This window comes from Hymenobacter rubidus (assembly GCF_016734815.1).
In the GTDB taxonomy this organism is placed as follows: Bacteria; Bacteroidota; Bacteroidia; order Cytophagales; family Hymenobacteraceae; genus Hymenobacter; species Hymenobacter rubidus.
The window spans coordinates 57,778-75,356 of sequence record NZ_JAERQF010000013.1; the positions used below are offsets into that span (position 1 = coordinate 57,778).

At 64.1% G+C, this 17,579-nt stretch carries 16 protein-coding genes; 7 read left to right on the forward strand and 9 right to left on the reverse strand.

Going from position 1 to position 17,579, the window contains the following annotated elements:
• Window positions 1–141 precede the first annotated feature (141 nt).
• A complete protein-coding gene (locus JKL48_RS11130) occupies window positions 142–942 on the reverse strand; it encodes a PhzF family phenazine biosynthesis protein (RefSeq protein ID WP_201982409.1) in 801 nt (266 codons plus the stop codon).
• Window positions 943–1,135: 193 nt separating this feature from the next.
• On the opposite strand from JKL48_RS11130, the gene JKL48_RS11135 reads away from it, so the two are divergent.
• The 3 genes from JKL48_RS11135 to JKL48_RS11145 all read left to right on the forward strand — a co-directional run bounded on the left by JKL48_RS11135 (window position 1,136) and on the right by JKL48_RS11145 (window position 4,585).
• The gene (locus tag JKL48_RS11135) at window positions 1,136–1,708 is read left to right on the forward strand and encodes an RNA polymerase sigma factor (protein WP_201982413.1); all 573 of its coding nucleotides are present in this window, start codon (window positions 1,136–1,138) and stop codon (window positions 1,706–1,708) included.
• Window positions 1,705–3,480: a hypothetical protein gene (locus JKL48_RS11140; RefSeq protein ID WP_201982416.1), complete on the forward strand. Its 1,776-nt coding sequence runs from the start codon at window positions 1,705–1,707 to the stop codon at window positions 3,478–3,480. Before JKL48_RS11135 ends, JKL48_RS11140 begins: the two co-directional genes overlap by 4 nt.
• Window positions 3,481–3,562: 82 nt before the next feature.
• Window positions 3,563–4,585: a hypothetical protein gene (locus JKL48_RS11145; protein WP_201982418.1), complete on the forward strand. Its 1,023-nt coding sequence runs from the start codon at window positions 3,563–3,565 to the stop codon at window positions 4,583–4,585.
• Window positions 4,586–4,635: 50 nt separating this feature from the next.
• On the opposite strand, the gene hutI is transcribed toward JKL48_RS11145, so the two are convergent.
• The 3 genes from hutI to JKL48_RS11160 form a co-directional block, all read right to left on the reverse strand.
• The gene (gene hutI / locus JKL48_RS11150) at window positions 4,636–5,904 is read right to left on the reverse strand and encodes an imidazolonepropionase (protein ID WP_201982419.1); all 1,269 of its coding nucleotides are present in this window, start codon (window positions 5,902–5,904) and stop codon (window positions 4,636–4,638) included.
• Window positions 5,905–6,244: 340 nt separating this feature from the next.
• Window positions 6,245–6,730, reverse strand: a complete 486-nt coding sequence (locus JKL48_RS11155) for a BLUF domain-containing protein (protein ID WP_201982421.1) — start codon at window positions 6,728–6,730, stop codon at window positions 6,245–6,247.
• A gap of 320 nt (window positions 6,731–7,050) precedes the next feature.
• Window positions 7,051–8,682, reverse strand: a complete 1,632-nt coding sequence (locus tag JKL48_RS11160) for a glycosyltransferase family 39 protein (RefSeq protein WP_201982423.1) — start codon at window positions 8,680–8,682, stop codon at window positions 7,051–7,053.
• 167 nt (window positions 8,683–8,849) lie between these two features.
• Between JKL48_RS11160 and JKL48_RS11165 the strand changes: the two genes are divergently transcribed.
• A complete protein-coding gene (locus JKL48_RS11165) occupies window positions 8,850–9,467 on the forward strand; it encodes a hypothetical protein (protein WP_201982424.1) in 618 nt (205 codons plus the stop codon).
• Window positions 9,468–9,552: 85 nt separating this feature from the next.
• Here the strand turns inward: JKL48_RS11165 and JKL48_RS11170 are convergent, their stop codons facing one another.
• Together JKL48_RS11170 and JKL48_RS11175 are read right to left on the reverse strand one after the other, a co-directional pair.
• On the reverse strand, window positions 9,553–10,554 hold the full coding sequence (locus JKL48_RS11170) for an alpha/beta hydrolase family protein (RefSeq protein WP_201982425.1): 1,002 nt from the start codon (window positions 10,552–10,554) through the stop codon (window positions 9,553–9,555).
• A 51-nt stretch (window positions 10,555–10,605) separates the two neighbouring features.
• Window positions 10,606–10,896: a hypothetical protein gene (locus JKL48_RS11175; RefSeq protein WP_201982428.1), complete on the reverse strand. Its 291-nt coding sequence runs from the start codon at window positions 10,894–10,896 to the stop codon at window positions 10,606–10,608.
• 117 nt (window positions 10,897–11,013) lie between these two features.
• On the opposite strand from JKL48_RS11175, the gene JKL48_RS11180 reads away from it, so the two are divergent.
• Complete coding sequence (locus tag JKL48_RS11180) at window positions 11,014–12,360, forward strand: YfcC family protein (RefSeq protein ID WP_201982430.1); 1,347 nt, start codon at window positions 11,014–11,016, stop codon at window positions 12,358–12,360.
• A 39-nt stretch (window positions 12,361–12,399) separates the two neighbouring features.
• On the opposite strand, the gene JKL48_RS11185 is transcribed toward JKL48_RS11180, so the two are convergent.
• Window positions 12,400–12,807, reverse strand: a complete 408-nt coding sequence (locus tag JKL48_RS11185; RefSeq protein ID WP_201982432.1) for a DUF6960 family protein — start codon at window positions 12,805–12,807, stop codon at window positions 12,400–12,402.
• 142 nt (window positions 12,808–12,949) lie between these two features.
• Window positions 12,950–13,630, reverse strand: a complete 681-nt coding sequence (locus JKL48_RS11190; protein WP_201982434.1) for a hypothetical protein — start codon at window positions 13,628–13,630, stop codon at window positions 12,950–12,952.
• A gap of 192 nt (window positions 13,631–13,822) precedes the next feature.
• Between JKL48_RS11190 and JKL48_RS11195 the strand changes: the two genes are divergently transcribed.
• The gene (locus JKL48_RS11195; RefSeq protein WP_236668731.1) at window positions 13,823–15,745 is read left to right on the forward strand and encodes an alpha-amylase family glycosyl hydrolase; all 1,923 of its coding nucleotides are present in this window, start codon (window positions 13,823–13,825) and stop codon (window positions 15,743–15,745) included.
• Window positions 15,746–15,834: 89 nt separating this feature from the next.
• A complete protein-coding gene (locus JKL48_RS11200) occupies window positions 15,835–16,719 on the forward strand; it encodes a YitT family protein (RefSeq protein WP_201982436.1) in 885 nt (294 codons plus the stop codon).
• 187 nt (window positions 16,720–16,906) lie between these two features.
• On the opposite strand, the gene JKL48_RS11205 is transcribed toward JKL48_RS11200, so the two are convergent.
• Window positions 16,907–17,536, reverse strand: a complete 630-nt coding sequence (locus JKL48_RS11205) for a nitroreductase family protein (protein ID WP_201982439.1) — start codon at window positions 17,534–17,536, stop codon at window positions 16,907–16,909.
• Window positions 17,537–17,579 lie beyond the last annotated feature (43 nt).

Sequence of the window (17,579 nt, forward strand, 5' to 3'; positions counted from 1 at the left end):
CCAGTCCTTTGCGCACAACTGCTTTGCTTCGGAAATAGTATGCTGCCTGCTTGATGCCCAATTTGTCTCAATTACACAGGTTACGCTTTCGGGCGGCTACCGCTTTGCGCAAGCCCCGTCTTGCCTGGTCAATGAAAGGGCTCAACTCATTACTGCAATTTCCCCCGCCGCATACGTCACCGCGTAGCCGCTGATGTCCACCCGGTCGCCTTCGCGCAGGCGGCACCACAAGTCGCCACCGCGGGGCGAAATCTGGCGGGCGCGCAGCTCGGTTTTGCCTAGCTTCTCGGCCCAATAGGGAATGAGCGTGCTGTGGGCCGAGCCGGTCACGGGGTCTTCGGGCACGCCCACGCGGGGCGCGAAAAACCGGGACACAAAATCGACGCCGGGACTACCGGGCGCGGTGGCGATGACCCCCACGTACTCCAGCGCCGCGATGCGGGCGTAGTCGGGGCGCAGGGCCAGCACTTCGGCTTCGGTGTTGAAGACGACCAGCAGGTCGCGGGCGGCCAGCACGTGCAGCGGCGTGGCGCGTAGGCCGTCGACCAGGCCGGTGGGGTGCGCGGTTAGCTCCTGCGGCGGGCGCGAAGGGAAGTCCAGCGTGAGGCGGCCATCGGCTTCGCGGGCCACCCGCAAGGGGCCGCTCTGGCTGTGGAAGGTGACCTGCGCTTCGGAGAAGCCCAGGTGCGTGAACAGCACGTGGGCCGAAGCCAGCGTGGCGTGCCCACACAGGTCGATTTCCACGGCAGGCGTAAACCAGCGGATGTCGTACTCGGCCACGGTACCGGCGCGGGGCACGATGAAGGCGGTTTCGGCCAGGCTGTTTTCGGCGGCGATGTGCTGCATGAGCTCGGCCGAAGGAAAGGCATCGAGCGGGCACACACCGGCGGGGTTGCCGGTGAATGGGGCTTGGGCGAAGGCGTCGACGTGGAAATAGCGCATGGGGACGGCGGGAGCAGTGACGAATGGGTGCGGCAAGAATACGGCGGACAGCGCAAGGCGGAGGCATTGCCGGGGCCGGGCCGTGATTTTTTTCAAAATAACTTAGGGGCCACGCAACCGCGCCGGCCGGCCGCCGGTCATGAGCCCAGATGCCGGGGGCTGTACACCCCGGTTTCTTCTACTGTCCTTCTGCATGCCGCCTCCCCTCGCCCCGGTTGATGAGGCCCTGCTGGCGGCGTGCCGGCGGGGCGAATCGGCTGCGCAGCACCGGCTCTATCAAAACCTCTCTTATCTGCTGATGGGGGTGTGCCTGCGCTACTGCCCCAACCGGGCCGAAGCGGAGGACGCCCTGCAAAACACGTTCGTTAAAATCTTCACCCGCCTCGACCAATACCGCGGCCAGGGGCCTTTCGAGGCCTGGGCCCGGCGCATTGCCGTCACCACCTCGCTGCACGCCGTGGAGCAGCACCGCCTGCGCCACCCCGGCCCCGGCGGCGAGGCCCTCGAGGACATGGCCGCCGACCTGCCCACGGCCGAGCCTTCCGCCCTGGAGCACCTGGCCGCCGACGACCTGCTGGCCTTGCTGGCCACGCTGCCGCCCGGCTACCGCGCCGTGCTCAACCTCTACGCCGTGGAAGGCTACTCCCACCAGGAAATCGGCGAGCTGCTGGGCATCGCCGAAGGCACCAGCAAATCGCAGCTGGCCCGGGCCCGCCGGCTGCTCGAAACCCGCCTGGCGGCCCAACACCACCCCCAATTGCCATGACCGACCGCGAACCCGACGACTTATACGATGCCCTGCGCGACCGCCTGGCCAACTACGGCCAGGAGCCGCCCGCGCCGCTCTGGGCCGACATTCGGGCGCAGCTACCGCCGCCCGTGGCCGTGCCGCAGCTGCGCCAGCGCAAGCGGCGGCGCGCCGTTTGGCTGGCGGTGCTGTTGCTGATTGTGAGTGTGTTCTGGCAGTGGCGGTTATCGGAGTGGCTTCAAAAAGTATCTCGGTCCGAAACTACAGCTCGCTCCACTTCCATTCAGCACACGCAAACCCATAAAGCCCTACGCACCAATCCGGCTACGCAACTACCTGCCGCGGATGGGACAGCGGTCACTGCTGAGGGCACCTCCACCGGTATTGCCTCGAACAATGGTGGCGCTGGCTTGGCTGCCGGCACTCGCCCGGCCGACCAACTGATGGGTGCGGGTAGCAACACGGCGGCAACGGCCGGCACGCCGGCACCCGTTCGGTCGGCTACCGGCGCCGGCCGCGCTGCCACCGTGGCTGCTGGTCGGCTGGCAATGGCTTCGGTTTCCCCATCTGGCTCTCGCAGCGCAGCTAAAACGGCAGCAGGCATTTCGGCCAGGCGCCTGGGCAAGTTCCGGGCAAGCCGCAACGGGCGGACCGGCGCTGTCTCTCAGACCGAAGCGGCAACGGGGAGCAGTGCCGTTGCAGTGGCTACTACTCTTGCTACCCAGGCAACTTTTGCCACTGCTGGCTCCCGCCGTCGCGTCCGCTACGCCAAGGCAACCACTCGCCCGGCCGCCGGCCAACTGCCCCGGCCCCACCTCAACCCGCAGCGTCTGGCCACGGCAAAGAATGCGCTGCCAGGGCCTGCTGCATTCGCGTCAGCAGCAGGGCCTGCGAGTGCACCCGTATCCGAGCTTCCCACTGATGCTGGCTCTTTCGCGGCCTGGAGCCGGCTGCAGCCGCTTCTGGTGGCACTTACGCAAACAGCAGGAGCCACGCCAACTGGCCAGGCTCAACTCATCGGCCACCAGCACCCGGCCGTGGCACAAGTGTCCCGTTGGGCGGTGCAGGTGCTGGGTGGGCCGGCGCTCACGTACCGGTATCTGGGCACAGCTTCGGGCCTGAGCTACTCCACTACGCCAAACATTACCGCTGCTGCTCCCACGGGCAGTACTTCTACCGCTGCTACTTCTTCGGTGGCGGAGTTGGAACGGCCCGCTCTGGGCTACGGCGCGCAGGTGAGCGTGCGCCGGGTGCTCAACGGGCGCTGGGCCGCGAGCGCCGGCCTTGGCTACGCCGAATATGCCACCCGGCTGGCCCTGCAACGGGTGAGTTCGACAACCGGTTTGCCCTCGAATACCATACTACATGCGCTGGACAGCGCCAATCGGCTGAGCGCTGCCAATACCACCATTCACCGCCGCGACACTTACCGGTTTCTGACCGTGCCGCTACGGCTAAGCTATACCTGGGCGGCCGGCCCCCGCTGGCAGGTCAACGGCCTGCTGGGAATGGATGTGGCGGCCTACCTCGGCGGCAACAGCACCGAGGGCACGGCCTGCGCCTGCCAAACCCAAAGCTGGGGCGTGTCGGGCAGCCCGTACCGCCGCGTCAGCCTGGGCGCCAGCCTGGGCATCGAAGCCCGCTACCACCTCACCGATAAGTGGACCCTGCTGGCCCAGCCCACGGGCACCTACCTACTCACGCCGCTGGCCAAGTCCACTACCTCGCTCTACCAGCGCTACCTGTTTGGGGGTACGGCCCTGCTGGGGGTTTCCCACGACTTGCCTTAACCCAACGGGCTGCTTGCTTTGGGTTAAACAGTAAATTCTTATCTGATAATCTGATACTTATCCTCTTTTTCGATTTTACGCCATGAAGCCTTTCGTATTACTATTCTTAGGTGTGGCCCTGCTGGCCGCCTGCCGCAAAGATGACGTAATTGTGTGCGACCCGGTAGTCGCGCCGTCTTCATTCGCCGACATACGGGCTGCCGCTCCGGCGGTCCAAAGGTTCACGTTCAATCTGGCACAGGCCCAAAGTTTGCTCACCAGCAAAGGAACCAGACTGGCTTTCGGGCCCAATGTGTTCTATCTGCCCAACAATACCCTGGCCACCGGCCAAGCCGAATTGAGGATACGCGAGGTGTTTACGGTTGGTGATATGCTGCTGACCGATATGCCGACTACCACGGGCTCGCCCTTTGGTTCCTATAGATTCGGCAACCCTTTTTCTGGACAAGTGCTTATTTCTGGCGGCGAGTTCAATATCCAGGTGTGGCAAGGAAACAACCGCCTTCGCTTCGCCACTTTTGCTTCACCGGCCAATGGCGTTTCCGGATTTATGCTCGCCTCGCCGGTGCCTGCCGCGGGCCTCGATACCACGCGCATGCTGCTCTGGAACCAGCCGGCAACGGCCTGGGGTAGTATCGCGCGCGACACGGCCGGCTGGCAGCGTGTATTTTATCCTACGGCTATTGGTTTCGGCCCCCAAATTCCGGTTGCAACAGCGGCGGGCAATTTTTCGGTCGTTTTACCGCTTGACTCGCTCGGCAACTGGAATCTCGACCAACTATGGCATGCTTACCAGGGTGCTTCTTCGGGGCCCATTGGCGTAGAAGTGCCATTATCTACCTCTGCCACAGCCACCCGCGTGTATGTTCGGCCCGTGGGATTCAATGGCTTGGCGCGTTGTGGCTATACTAATTTCGGAACCGGCAGCCGCTGGTATTGCCTGTTGCCCTACGGTGCCGCCGTCATTGCGGTGGTGCTGCAAGAGCGCGGCGGTGTGCTCTACTATGGCACCCAGCGCACCACCACAGCGGCCAATCTGGTAATAACGCCCCCGCTGGAAGCCGTGAGCGCGGCCGAAGCAGTTCGGCGCATTCGTCTGCTGTAAGCAGGTTCAGCAAGCAGCCCCGAGCAACCCTTTAACACGCAACGCCCGCCCTACAGCTGTCCCCCAATAACCACGTCACGCACCGGGTTTTCGCCCAGCCAATACGGGATTTCGGCTACGCTGCCCACGTTTAGCACCAGCACATCGGCCCGCTTGCCGGGCTCCAGGCTGCCGCAGTCGGCGGCGTGGCCAATGGCCCAGGCGGCGTTGAGGGTGGCAGCGGCCACGGCCTCTTTGGGCGTGAAACCCATTTTGAGGCAGGCCACCGACAGGGCCAGCCACAGGTTTTTGCTGGGGCACGAGCCGGGGTTGAAATCGGTGCTCAGGGCCACCGGCAGGCCGTGGTCGATGAACTCGCGGCCGGGCGCGTACACCGACTGCCGCAGAAACAGCGGCACCAGCGGCAGCAGCACGGCCACGGTTTGCCCGGCGGTGTGCTGGGCAATGCGGGCGGCGGCGGCGGGCGTGAGGTAGTCGCAGTGGTCGACGCTGGTAGCGCCCAGCGCGGCGGCCATTTCGCAGCCGCCCAGGTCGTGCAGCTGCTCGGCGTGGATTTTCAGGCCGAAGCCCATTTTATGCGCCTGCTCCAGGTAATACTTCGACACATCGAGCGGAAAAGCCCCGGCTTCGCAGAAAACATCCACGAAAGCCGCCTCCCCTTTCAGGTCCGACAGCACCTCGCGCAAAATGAAATCGACGTAGGCCTGCGGGCCCGCTTCCTTGAACTCGGGCGGCACCACGTGGGCGCCCAGAAAGGTGGGCACCACCCGCACCGGCTGCTGCCGGCCGGCCGTGCGCGCCACCCGCACCAGGCGCAACTCGGTGTCGCGGTCGAGGCCGTAGCCACTTTTGGCCTCCAGCGTGGTGATGCCGTAGCGCCGAAAGCCGTCGAGGTGGTGCAGGGCATTGGCCAGCAAGTTGGCTTCGGAGGTAGCACGAGTGGCGCGCACGGTGCTCAGGATGCCACCGCCGCTGGCCAGAATGTCGAGGTAGGACTCGCCGCGCAGCTTGCGCTCGAACTCGTGGGCGCGGTTGCCGCCGAACACGAGGTGGGTGTGGCACTCCACCAGACCGGGCATCACCACGCAGCCGGTGGCGTCCACGAGGCGGGTTTCGGGGCCGAGGTGGGCCAGGTTCAGCTCGGCCATGGGGCCCACGGCCACAATTTCGGCGCCCACACAGGCCACGTAGCCTCGCTCAATAATGGTCCAATCGCCGAGTGCGGAGCCGGCCAGCGGGCGGTGCGGGGGGCCGCCGGCCAGGGTGAGCACCTGCGCGGCGTGCTGAATGAGCAGGGTGTAGGGCGTGGTCTCGAACATGGAAGCAGGCGCCAAGTTAACCAGAGAACGGTTTCAGACCGGTGTTCCATATGAAGTTAAAAGCCACGGCTGTTGAGAAAATGCTCTTCGCGCGGGCAGCCCGCTACGCCGAAGCACCTTCCTGAACAGCTTTTCTACAGCCGTTTCGAAGTCAATGTACGTGCGGTCAGTAGCGCGGACTTTGTCGTTCGCGTGCCAGAACGAGCTAGCGGCGCGGGGACGCGAACGATAAGGTTCGCGCTACGGTATACCGATTCCGAAACCGCTGTAGTAGCGGGCGTAAAAACCGAAAACCGCTCCAACAGTCCTTTTACACTCGCCTTCTTTGCCCGGCCCACCGTTAGCGCCGTGCTTTACCACCGGGCAGGCTGCCTACGGCGTGGTGCGGCTCGCCCAGCCCGGCAAGGCGCCCGGCGATGAATTCGTGGAGCAAATTCGCCACTACGTCCGGCATCGGGCAGGAGCGCGGCAGCAGGGCCGTGCGGGTTTGCGGGTCGAGGTAAGCGGCCAGGCGATGAAGCACCTCGGGCGATGCCTGCTGAAACCCCAGGCTCCAGGCGGGAAAGATGCGCTGCGGCACCGCCTCCTGCAACAGGACCCGGAGCTGGGTGTGCCGCTCGTCCTCGCTGATTTGCTCGTGCAACTGCTCAACGGCGGCGGCTTCGCCTTCCAGCACCTGCAGGATTTGTTGGTCGGCGTAAAGCAACACCCCCGTAATGTTCTGGCTGTAGTTGTAGATGCGGGCCTGCAAAACCAGGCGCTTGAGCTCCGTATCGCCCAGCAGGCGGGTGGCGGTGCTGCGGTAGATTAGCTGATGAATAGCCATGGTAGGAAAGCAGTATTTCCTTGGACAGGTAGAGCGCGAGCCCGGCAGGCAATCGCGGCGGCGAATCCGTAATAGTACGTATCAGAAACTTATTGTGAAGCTGTTTGGGAAGGGTGTTGTTTGCCGGTCCGACGCCGTAGGCGTCCGACCGGTCGTCGCCAGAACGATTCCCATACAACCGTCGACCAACAACCGGTCGGACGCCTACGGCGTTAGACCGGGCGGAACCGTCTTTCTACACAGCTTCTGTGGCAAAAGAAGCTCCAAACTGGCTAATGGAGCGGCTTTTAAAATTCAATAAATACGCAAAACAAGCTGCACTAATTCCCTGAAGACGTCGGCTTTTCCCAGGCTGCCAGCGCGGTGCGCCACTCGCGGCGCACCTGGTTGTGCAGGACGCTGTCGGGCCGGATGCCGATGGTGATGGCGGTGCCCCGCTCGCGGGCATACGGGTCGGCCACGGCGGCAAACCGGCGCCAGGAAGCAAAGTGGGCCGCCAGGGCTTCGTCCGGCTCGTCGTCGACGACAATGATGGCTTGCTCCGTACCCAGCGCCGGCTGCCAATACAGAAAGCTGCCGTTGAAGCTGTTAGCCGCGGGCAGGCCCTGGCCGTGGTTGAAGTAATTGATGGCGCTGGCCTGCCCGTAGTTGGCGCATTGGATGAGCGTGTGGGCTTGCAGCGCCGCGGGCAGGCTGTGGTAGGCGGCGCGGGTTTTGCGGGCCAGTTCGCGCCAGCCGCGCATGTCGGCGTAGTCCTGGGGCAGGTTGTGGTCCTGGCCATCTTCCCAGCGGTAGAGGCCCAGGCTGGCAAAGCGGGGCCGCAGGGCGGCCATCTCGGCCGGCCCGCGCAGCGGGTAGATGAAGGGCACTATGGGCAACAGCAGCAGCACGGGCAGGGCCACCAGCACCAGCTGGAGCGCCATTTTGGGGGAGGAGTAACGGGGTTGCCCAAGCGGTAGTCGCGGGTTGAAACGAGTCATTCGCCCCACATTTGCCAATGGCTCGGAGGGGTTGGCATGCTGGGAATGCCCCAGCAGCAGCTCCCACCACCGCGCCCCAAAGCTGAACAACACCGGGTAGTAGCCCAGGGCGTAATAGTCCTTGCCGTGCAGGGCAAACAGCAGGCCCACGCCCAGCACCACCACTAGGCCCACCGCCCGATAGGGCCGAAACGTGCTGCCCAGCAACAGCGCCAGCAGCCCCGGCACCCACACCCAGAGCGCCGCCACGCACATCAGCAGTTGCGCCTTCCAGAAATCGACGGCCGAAACGTGCACCAGCTGGCTGTCGTGCAGCAGCTGCATGTGGTGCCGGAAGGGAATGCCGTGGCTGATTTGCCAGGCCAGATTTGGCCCCCAAACCAACAGCGCCAGTCCCGCCGCGCCCAAGAAATGGCGGTTCAGGAACAACCGGCGCCAGGGCGTGAGCAGCAGCGCCCCACCCAGCGCCGCGATGAAAAACAGCGTGGTGTACTTGTTCAGCAGGCTCAGCCCCAGCCCTAACCCCAGCAAATACAGGTCCCGTGGATTTTCCTCCTGAAAATACCGCACCAGCCAATACAGGCAAAACACGAAGCCAAATACCTCAAACGAGTTGGGCTGAAACAACAGGTTGAGCCGCGCGAAAGCCGTGCCCAGGTAGCAGGTGCCGGCCAGCGCCGTGGCAAACCAGCCGCCGCCCAGGCGCTGCGCCAGCCGCATCACGAGGTAGAGCGTGGCCGCGCCCCACAGGTAGGGCCAGAACCTCACCCAGCCTTCCCCGCCGCCCAGCGCCATGCTTACCCAGCCCTGCGCCGCAATGAGCGGCGGCACCTCCAGGTAGCCCCAGGCCGGGTGCATGCCTTGGTTCAGATAGAGGTATTCATCGCGGTGCAGGTCGTAGGCGGGGCTGCTGAGGAAGTACCCGGAAGCAAACTTGAGCAGGGCAAAGGCAAGGGGCAGCAGGCGTTTCATGGACGGCAAGGTAGGGCGGCAGGGGCATTTTTCGCCGTAGGCTGCCCTGCTTTCATGCTCGGCTACAGGGGGCCATTTTTTTGCTCACCGGTTGGATTGGCTTGCTTCGGCACTTTACTTTTAGCCTTCCACTGTTGCCATTTTTCGTTGCCCGACTCCTACCCTACATGGTTATTTACGGATTAAACACCACTCCCCTGCGCACCGAGCCCTTGCTGGGGGTGCCCTGCCCGTCCTGCGCAACGCCCAACAAATTGCAGGTGAGCATTGCCGGCCGCTACGCCCACGCCTACTGGATTCCTTTTTTTCCATTCGGAAAAATTGCTACGGCTTCTTGCACCCACTGCGGCCTGTCCTTGCAGGGCAAGGCGCTACCCGAGGCCGCCCAGGAGCAGGCCCGCGACCTCAAAAAGCAAACGTCGCTGCCGCTCTGGACGTGGTCGGGAATGGGGTTGCTGGCAGCGGGGCTACTGTGGGCCTCCATCGCCGGCCGCCACCATGCCCAAGCCGAGGCGGGCTACCTGGCCGCGCCCCACCCGGGCGACATCTACACGGTGCGCGCAAACGACAAAGCCACCGATTACTCGCTCCTGAAGGTGGTGGACGTGAAAGGCAAAACCGTGGACGTAGTGGCCAACGAGTACCAAATCGACAACAGCCACCCGCTCGACGAGCTCAACTCGCCGGCCAAGTACAGCAAAACGCCCTACCCTCTCACCCAGTTTGAGCTGCAAATTATGAAAAACAAAGGCCAGCTCACCAGCGTGGACCGGCCGGAAGAATAACGAGCCGTAGCGCGGATTTTGCAGCCCGCGTGTCCACGTCATGGCGCGGGTTTCTGTTGGGGACACGCGGACTACAAAATCCGCGCTACGGCTCGTTCAGCAGCCCGGCCCAACGCAGGAAGTCGTCACCCACTTGGTCCCAGTAGAAATCCTTGTAGTCTATCTGGCCATTCTTGACGCCGAAAAAGTTGTGTTCCCGGCCAGCGTATTCGCGGAAAGTGAAGTTGGTGCGGTGCTGCCGAATGGCCTCCAGGCGCAGGAAATCGTCGCCGGCCACGCCTCTGTCGAGGGTGCCGAAGCCGATGAACATGGGCACTTTCGTGCGCAGCAGCACCGGCATTTGCGACACCCCGAAGCCGATGCTGTTGCGCGGGTCGTCGCCTTGGCAGTCGGCAATGGTGGGGTCGGCCACCACCTGCTGCCAGCGGCGGAAAATCCAGCCCACGGCTGCCGTATCGGCCGCCTGCCGGTCCTGGGCCAGCATCGACATGTTGCGGCCTAGCGGGTTGCCGCTCAGGTACACGGCGTGGCTCACTAGGCCGGGCACAGCGGCCAGGTGGGCCACGATGGCGCTGCCCTCGGAGTGCCCGCCCACCACCACGTGCCCGGCGTCCACCCACGGCTGCTTCTTGAAATAGCGCAGCAGGGCCATGTCGCGCCGCACGTAGTAGTCGAGGTAATTACGGGCGCAGTAGTAGGCCGGCGGCTGGCGCTCACGAAACATTTCGTTGGCGTTCTGCCCGGTCACATCAGCCGTCAGCGGCAGGCCGGGCTTGCTGATGATGACCAGGTGGCAGCGTTCGAGCACCTTTTTGGGGTGGAAGGGAAACACCGGAAAAGCGCCGTGCTGGTCGTAGAGCACCAGCGGCGTGGGCAGCGAGCCCTGCACCCACAGCAACAGCGGCTTCTTCAACTGCTCCTCGCCGGGCTTCGAGAGCAGCAGCACCTGCACGCTGTCGCGCCCGAACATCACCACCACCTGGCGGTAGCCAAACTCCGCTGGCGTGCGCGCCGCGGCCTTGCTTTGGGCACGAGCCGGCGCCGACAGCCCCGCCAGCAGCAGTAGAAACAGAACCAAAACGCGCATATTTTCTTCCGGCAATGCCCGAAGCGGCAGTGCCAGGGCGGCGCAAGGACCTTAGAGGCCGGCAGGCAGTTGCACCAGCCGCAGGTAGTCGCCCAGCCCCGCCGGCTTCTGAAACACGTGGATGAACAGGATGTGCTCCTCGCCGCGGCTGCGCCAGATTTCGGCGTAGAAGCCCGCCACCGCATACAGCGTCAGGTCGAAGCTGTCTTCCTGGCGCTCGGCCAGGCGGGTGCCGTGCCGGGCAAGGTGCTCGGCCTGGTGGCGCTGGTGCAGGGCTTTAAAATCGAGGATGGTCACGGTAGGCTGGCACAAAAGAACGTCATGCAGAGCGTAGCGAAGCATCTTTACCGAGAAAGTAACTGATTGCATTGCGCGGTAAAGATGCTTCGCTACGCTCTGCATGACGTGCTGCTGGCGTTCTTTTGTTCCCTTAATCCTCGTTCTGTCCCCCTTCTTGCTTTGAATACCTTTCGCTTTCCCCACCCGCTGGTGCTGCTGGTGGGCTTCATCATGCTGGCCGCGGCGCTGAGCTACGTGCTGCCCGCCGGCCAGTTTGCCCGCCAGAAAAACGCAGCTACCGGCCGCGAGGTGGTGGTGCCCGGCTCCTACCAGCGCGTGGCGCCCAGCCCGGTGAGCCCGCTCGACATGCTGGTCGACCTCCCAAAAGGCATGGAAGCCGCCGCGGACATCATCTTTCTCATTTTCCTGGCCGGCGGCGCCTTCACCGTGCTCGACCAAACCGGCGCCCTGCGCCACGGCGTGGACTGGCTGCTGGCCCGCGCCCAGGGCCGCGAGGTGCTCGTCATCCCCATCGTGAGCCTGCTGTTCGCCACCATGGGCGCGCTCGAGAACATGGGCGAGGAAATTGTGCCCCTGGTGCCGGTGCTGCTCGTGCTCATGCGGCGGCTGGGCTATCCCGTCATCACGGCGGTGGCGGCCAGCCTGGGGGCGGCCATCGTGGGCGCCGCCTTCAGCCCCATAAACCCGTTTCAGGTCGTCATTGCGCAGCAGCTGGCGCAGCTGCCCTTTTTCTCGGGCGGCGGCTTTCGCATCGCCCTGCTGCTGCCCGCCGTGGCCCTGTGGATTGCGGGCACCATGCGCCACGCCACCCGCCACCGCGTGGCCCCCGACCTCACCGTTGCCGACGTCGTGGCCGATGCCCGCGGGGCCGGCCGCCACGGCCTGGTGCTGCTGTTGCTGCTGGTGTGCTTCAGCATCTTCGGCTACGGGGTGGTGAGCCTGGGCTGGAATTTTGACCAGATGGGCGCGCTGTTTTTCGTGCTGGGCGTGGGGGCCGGCCTGCTGGGCGGGCTGGGCCTCTCGGGCACGGCCGAGGGCTTCGTGACCGGCTTCCGCGACATTGCTTTTTCGGCCCTGCTGATTGGCTTTGCCCGCGCCATTTTTGTGGTGCTGGAGCAGGGCCACATCGTCGATACCATCGTGCAGGGCCTGTCGGCGCCGCTGGCGCATTTGCCCGTCACGCTATCGGCGCTGGGCATGATGGTGGTGCAAACGGCCCTGCACCTGCCCGTGCCCAGCGTGAGCGGGCAGGCCACGCTCACCATGCCCCTCTTCGCGCCACTGGCCGACATCATCGGCCTGTCGCGCCAAGTGGTGGTGCTGTGCTTTCAATACGCCGCCGGCCTCTGCGAGCTCATCACGCCCACCAACGGTTCGCTGCTGGCCATGCTGGCCATCTGCGGCATCCGCTTCGACCAGTGGATTCGCTTTGTGGCCCCGCTCTACGGCTTGCTACTGGCGCTGGGCGTGGCAGGTGTGGTGGCGGCTATTGCGCTGGGCGTGTGAGACTTGCAATGACATGACGTTTTGTGAGTGTATTTTGCCTCAATCGGCCCGCAGCTCCGCAGCCTGAAACACGTGCGGCAACTTGCGCTTGCGCTCCACAATCTGAAACGACGCCGTGTCGGTGGCCTCGTCCCAAAACACATCCGACACGTGCCCGAAGTGCCGGTACTGGCCCGGCGCGGGCGTCACTTCCTCCACGGCGTCGCCAAAGCTAAACTTGGGCCGGTGGTAGATTTCCTTGAACAGTTCGGGCCGCACCAGAAATTGCTGCTCGTCGTAGCGGATGGTAATCCAGTCGCCCTCTTCGTCTTCGGCAATTTTTTCAAAGAGCTTGCCCACTGGTTCGAGGAGCTCAAAAGCCCGGCGGTTGGCCGGGTGAATGTAACGGAAGCCGTACTCGGGCGACCAGCCGTAAAGGCCAAAAATAACGGGTTTGGGACGGGGCATTCTGTTTGGCAGGTAATAGAGAACAAAAGAACGTCATGCCGAGCGCAGCCGAGGCATCTCGCGTGCTTCAACTAACTCAATCGAATGGTTTACTAGCACAAGCGAGATACTTCGCTGCGCTCTGCACGACGTTCTTTTTCTTTTAACTGTTCCTTTTCGTCTGCACATGCGCTAGCAGCCGGTCGCGGTGGGCCGCGCCATCGTGCACATTCGCAAAGGAAATGCGGTGCGTTTGGCCGTTGGGGCGGTGCACCAGCAGGTCGGCAGGGCCGGCGGGCTCCACGGCGGCAATGTCGGCCCAGCGCAACGCCGTGCCGCTCCCCAGGCGCGTGGTGCGCAGGGCAAACCCGTCGGGGTGCAGGTGCAGAAACCGCCGGCCGTCCAGCTTTTTCATGCGAAAGGCCATGACCACGAACATGACCGCGACCGCCGCATACAGCCCGGGCAGGATGAGGGTTTTGTGCGGCTTCCCGGCCAGCTCGGCTTCGCGGTGACGGTACCAAATGTGGTAGCTTTCGAGGGCCAGAATGGCCGCTGCCGCCAGCTCCAGCCACGCCACCGGCTCGCGATGAAACGGGTTGTGGCGCAGGTGCAGCAGCTCGCGCACCATCAGCGTGAGGTAGGCGGCCCCGACCAGCACTTCCAGCCCAAGCAAGAGCGAAAACGGTTCGGCGCCGGACAACACAGGCACAATGGCCATTAGCAGCACAACCGCCGGGCCGAAATGCCCAAACGTTTTGCCCACCTGCTGCCTGGTGTGCCGGCGGTGGTAAAGCGTGGTGGGCCCTGCGGAGGCAGCATCGGGCGAAGCGAGGGTATTCATGGCCGAAAAATGGCGAAAAATTAGTTAGCGCTCAAGTATCCTGCTCCGGCTACTGTTCTGAAAGGCAGCAAGCTTGCGGCTGCTCCGGTTTCTATTTTGGCCAAAAGCCCGACAGTTTCGTATGCTGCATCACCTACCGTCCCGTACCGGCCGCATTTTCGGCTGCCCCGGCGGTGGGCAGTCCTTTAGTCGATGCCCCACGCTTCCGCTTCTAAACCCGCTTCCCGCGCTACGTCCGCTTCGAAAGCGCCTTCCAAATCAGCCCCGGCCAAAGCTGCTGCGGCCAAACCAGCTTCCGCCAAAGCCCCTTCGCCCGCCCTCGCGCCCGCCCGGCCCGGCATGGGCGCCGTGCCCCACGCGGCCGGCACCACCTTCCGGGTCTGGGCCCCGCACGCCGAAAGCGTGGCCGTTACCGGCACCTTCAACAAGTGGAAAGCCGACAAAAACCCGCTCCAAGCCGAAGAAAATGGCTACTGGGCCGCCGATGTGCCCGAAGCCAAGCCCGGCGACGAATACAAGTTCAGCTTGGTGAACCAAGGCAACCGCATCGACCGCAACGACCCCTATGCCCGCGAGGTGACCAACTCGGCCGGTGCCTCGGTGGTGCACGACCCCGCTTTCGACTGGGGCGACGACAATTTCCAGATGCCGGCCTGGAACGAGTTGGTGATATACGAGCTGCACGTAGGCACCTTCAACGCCCCCGATGCCGAGCAGGTGGGCACCTTCGCCAGCGTGGCCGAAAAGCTGCCCTACCTGCGCGACTTGGGCATCAACTGCATCGAGCTGTTGCCGGCCACGGAGTTTCCGGGCAGCCGGTCGTGGGGCTACAATCCATCCAACCCGTTTGCGCTGGAAAGCGACTACGGCGGGCCCGTGGCCTTCAAGGAACTGGTGAAGCAGGCCCACCAGCACGGCATCGCGGTGGTGCTCGACGTGGTGTACAACCACTTCGGCCCCGGCGACCTCGACCTGTGGCAATTCGACGGCTGGAGCGAAAACGGCGGCGGCGGCATCTACTTCTACAACGACTGGAAAGCCAAGACGCCCTGGGGCGACAACCGCCCCGACTACGGCCGCCCCGAGGTGCGCCAGTACATCCGCGACAACGCCCTGATGTGGCTGCAGGACTACCGCTGCGACGGCCTGCGCGCCGATGCCATTGCCTTCATCCGCAACGTGCACGGCGAGGAAGACCCCGGCGCCGACCTGCCCGAGGGCTGGAGCCTGATGCGCTGGATTAACGAGGAAATTGACCAGACCATGCCCTGGAAAATTACCATCGCGGAGGACATGCGCGGCAACGCCGGCATCACCGAGAGCGTGGCCAAGGGCGGCCAGGGCTTCGACTCGCAGTGGGACAGCTCCTTCGTCTATCCGGTGGTAGAAGCCCTTACCACCCCCAACGACGCCGACCGCAACATGCTGGCCGTGGCCGATGCCCTGGCCGTGACCTACAACGGCGACGCCTTCCGCCGCGTCATTTATACCGAAAGCCACGACGAGGTGGCCAACGGCAAAAGCCGCGTGGCCGAGGAAATCATGCCCGGCGATGCCGACCACTATTTCGCCAAGAAGCGCACCACGCTAGGCGCCGGCCTGGTGCTCACGGCGCCCGGCATTCCCATGCTGTTTCAGGGCCAGGAGTTCCTGGCCGATGGCGAGTTCAACGACGCCGAGCCCCTGGTGTGGCAGGATGTGGAAGCCCGCGCCGGGCTGGTGCACCTCTACCGCGACCTGATTGCGCTGCGCCGCAACTTTCACGGCCAGACGCGCGGCCTGGGCGGGCAGCACACCCACGTTTTCCATGTGAACAACGCGGAGAAGCTGGTAGCCTTTGCCCGCTGGGCCGACGGCGACGGCGGCCCCGGCGACACCACGGTGGTGCTGGCCAACTTTGCCAACCAAGCGCACGAAGCCTACACCATTGGCCTGCCCGGTCCCGGCCACTGGACGGTGCGCTTCAACAGCGACTGGAAGGGCTACGACGGCGAGTTTGGCGATTTTGAGAGCTTCGGCACGGACGCCGAGGAGGGCGAATACGACGGCTACGCCTGGCATGGCAGCATTGGCCTGGCCCCGTACGCGGTGCTGGTTTTGTCGCAGGAGGGCTAACCCGACGCAGGCACCAGAAGAACGTCCTGCTTCGACTGCGCTCAGCAGGACGTTCTTTGAGCTTATCCTTTCCTCTGACGATACCTAACATGCCTTCCCCTGCCAAAACCATTAACCGCCCTGCTTCCGAGGTTCAGAACGCGTTTTTCATTACCGCCGGGGTGTTTGCGGCGGCCTTTGGACTGAAGGCTTTCCTGCTGTCCAGCCATTTTATTGACGGCGGCGTTACGGGGGTTTCCATGCTGCTGGCCACGGGTTTCCGGCTGCCGCTATCGGTGCTGATACCGGTTATCAACCTGCCCTTTATTGCCCTGGGCTATAACCAAATGGGCCGGCGGTTTGCCGTGCGCAGCGCCATTGGCATTGGCGGGTTGGCGCTGGTGCTGGCCTTTGTGCCGTTTCCCGACATCACCCCCGACCGCCTGCTTACCGCCGTATTTGGCGGGGTATTTATTGGCGCCGGCATTGGGCTGGCCATGCGCGGCGGGGCCGTGCTCGACGGCACCGAAATTGCGGCCCTGCTCGTGAGCCGGCACTTGGTGCTGCTCAAAGTCAGCGACTTGATTCTGATTCTCAACGTCGTCATTTTCGGCGTGGCCGTGTGGGTGCTGGGCACCGAGCCGGCGCTGTATTCCATGCTCACCTATTTCGCCGCTTCCCGCGTCATGGAGTTCGTGCTCAACGGCATCGAGCAGTACACGGGCGTCACCATCGTATCGGAGCACAGCAACGACATTCGCCGGGTCATCACCGAAAAGCTGGGCCGCGGCGTCACCATGTACCAAGGCAAATCGGGCTACGGCAAGCGGGGCGAGCAAGGCCTCGAGCGCGACATCGTCTTCACCGTCGTCACCCGCCTCGAATTGCCTGCCCTGCGCACCGCCGTGCAGGAAATTGACCCGCGCGCCTTCATCGTGCAATACCGCATCGACGATGCGCAAGGCGGCATCATCAAGAAGCGGGCCCTGCATTAGAGCAGTGAGCAGTGAGCAAAAGAACGTCCTGCTGAGCGCAGCCGAAGCATCTCTACCGCTTCGCCTAACGCGGAACCTCACCCCCGGCCCCTCTCCCGCGGAGAGGGGAGCCTAACGAAGCCGTAGAGATGCTTCGGCTGCGCTCAGCATGACGTTCTGCTGTTTAATGCGTTACGCGTTAGCTGCACTACACCGTTGCTTGGTCGTAGCGCTCGCCGGCGGGCGTGGGCCATGCGCCTTCGAACAGGAATTCGGCCAGCGGCTTGCGGGTGCGCGGGGCCTCTTCGCGCTCGCGCAGCGGGTCGGGCAGGTCGGAAGCCGGGCCGGGGTAGCCCAGCGTGAACACCACCACGGGCTCGAAGCCTTCGGGGATGTTGAAGGCGGCGCGCAGGGCGTCGGGCGAGAAGCCGGCCATCTGGTGGATTTGCAGGCCCAGCTCCGTGGCCTCAATGGCGAGGGTGGCAGTGGCCTGGCCCACGTCGTATTTGGCCCAGCCGTTGGCATTGTTGTCGTGCGAGAAGTGCAGCTTGGCCACGCCCACGGCCAGCGCACCGGCGTTTTTGGCCCACACCTGGTTGAACTCCATCAGGCCGCCCAGAATTTTCTGGAACGCTTCGGGGCTGGTCGATTGGCTGCCCAGAATGTAGCGCCAGGGCTGCTCGCCAAAGCAGGACGCGGCGGATGAGGCGGCGGTGAATACCTGCTCCACCACTGCGGCGGGCACTGGTTTGCTCGAATAGGCGCGGGGGCTGCGGCGCTGCGCGAGCACCGGCAGAATCTCGTGTTCGAGGGTGAGGACGTTGGTGGTATCAGACATGAGGGAGAAATGGCACGTTAGTTTCGACGAGGCTAACAGCCAC

Excerpts from the sequence above, each read along its gene's own strand:
- JKL48_RS11140 (WP_201982416.1), top strand. The coding sequence starts at position 1,705 with ATGACCGACCGCGAACCCGACGACTTATACGATGCCCTGCGCGACCGC.
- JKL48_RS11190 (WP_201982434.1), bottom strand. The coding sequence starts at position 13,630 with ATGAATACCCTCGCTTCGCCCGATGCTGCCTCCGCAGGGCCCACCACG.
- JKL48_RS11130 (WP_201982409.1), bottom strand. The coding sequence starts at position 942 with ATGCGCTATTTCCACGTCGACGCCTTCGCCCAAGCCCCATTCACCGGC.
- JKL48_RS11185 (WP_201982432.1), bottom strand. The coding sequence starts at position 12,807 with ATGCCCCGTCCCAAACCCGTTATTTTTGGCCTTTACGGCTGGTCGCCC.
- JKL48_RS11195 (WP_236668731.1), top strand. The coding sequence starts at position 13,823 with ATGCCCCACGCTTCCGCTTCTAAACCCGCTTCCCGCGCTACGTCCGCT.
- JKL48_RS11200 (WP_201982436.1), top strand. The coding sequence starts at position 15,835 with ATGCCTTCCCCTGCCAAAACCATTAACCGCCCTGCTTCCGAGGTTCAG.
- JKL48_RS11170 (WP_201982425.1), bottom strand. The coding sequence starts at position 10,554 with ATGCGCGTTTTGGTTCTGTTTCTACTGCTGCTGGCGGGGCTGTCGGCG.
- JKL48_RS11145 (WP_201982418.1), top strand. The coding sequence starts at position 3,563 with ATGAAGCCTTTCGTATTACTATTCTTAGGTGTGGCCCTGCTGGCCGCC.
- JKL48_RS11165 (WP_201982424.1), top strand. The coding sequence starts at position 8,850 with ATGGTTATTTACGGATTAAACACCACTCCCCTGCGCACCGAGCCCTTG.
- JKL48_RS11160 (WP_201982423.1), bottom strand. The coding sequence starts at position 8,682 with ATGAAACGCCTGCTGCCCCTTGCCTTTGCCCTGCTCAAGTTTGCTTCC.
- JKL48_RS11175 (WP_201982428.1), bottom strand. The coding sequence starts at position 10,896 with ATGCTTCGCTACGCTCTGCATGACGTTCTTTTGTGCCAGCCTACCGTG.
- JKL48_RS11135 (WP_201982413.1), top strand. The coding sequence starts at position 1,136 with ATGCCGCCTCCCCTCGCCCCGGTTGATGAGGCCCTGCTGGCGGCGTGC.
- hutI (WP_201982419.1), bottom strand. The coding sequence starts at position 5,904 with ATGTTCGAGACCACGCCCTACACCCTGCTCATTCAGCACGCCGCGCAG.
- JKL48_RS11155 (WP_201982421.1), bottom strand. The coding sequence starts at position 6,730 with ATGGCTATTCATCAGCTAATCTACCGCAGCACCGCCACCCGCCTGCTG.
- JKL48_RS11205 (WP_201982439.1), bottom strand. The coding sequence starts at position 17,536 with ATGTCTGATACCACCAACGTCCTCACCCTCGAACACGAGATTCTGCCG.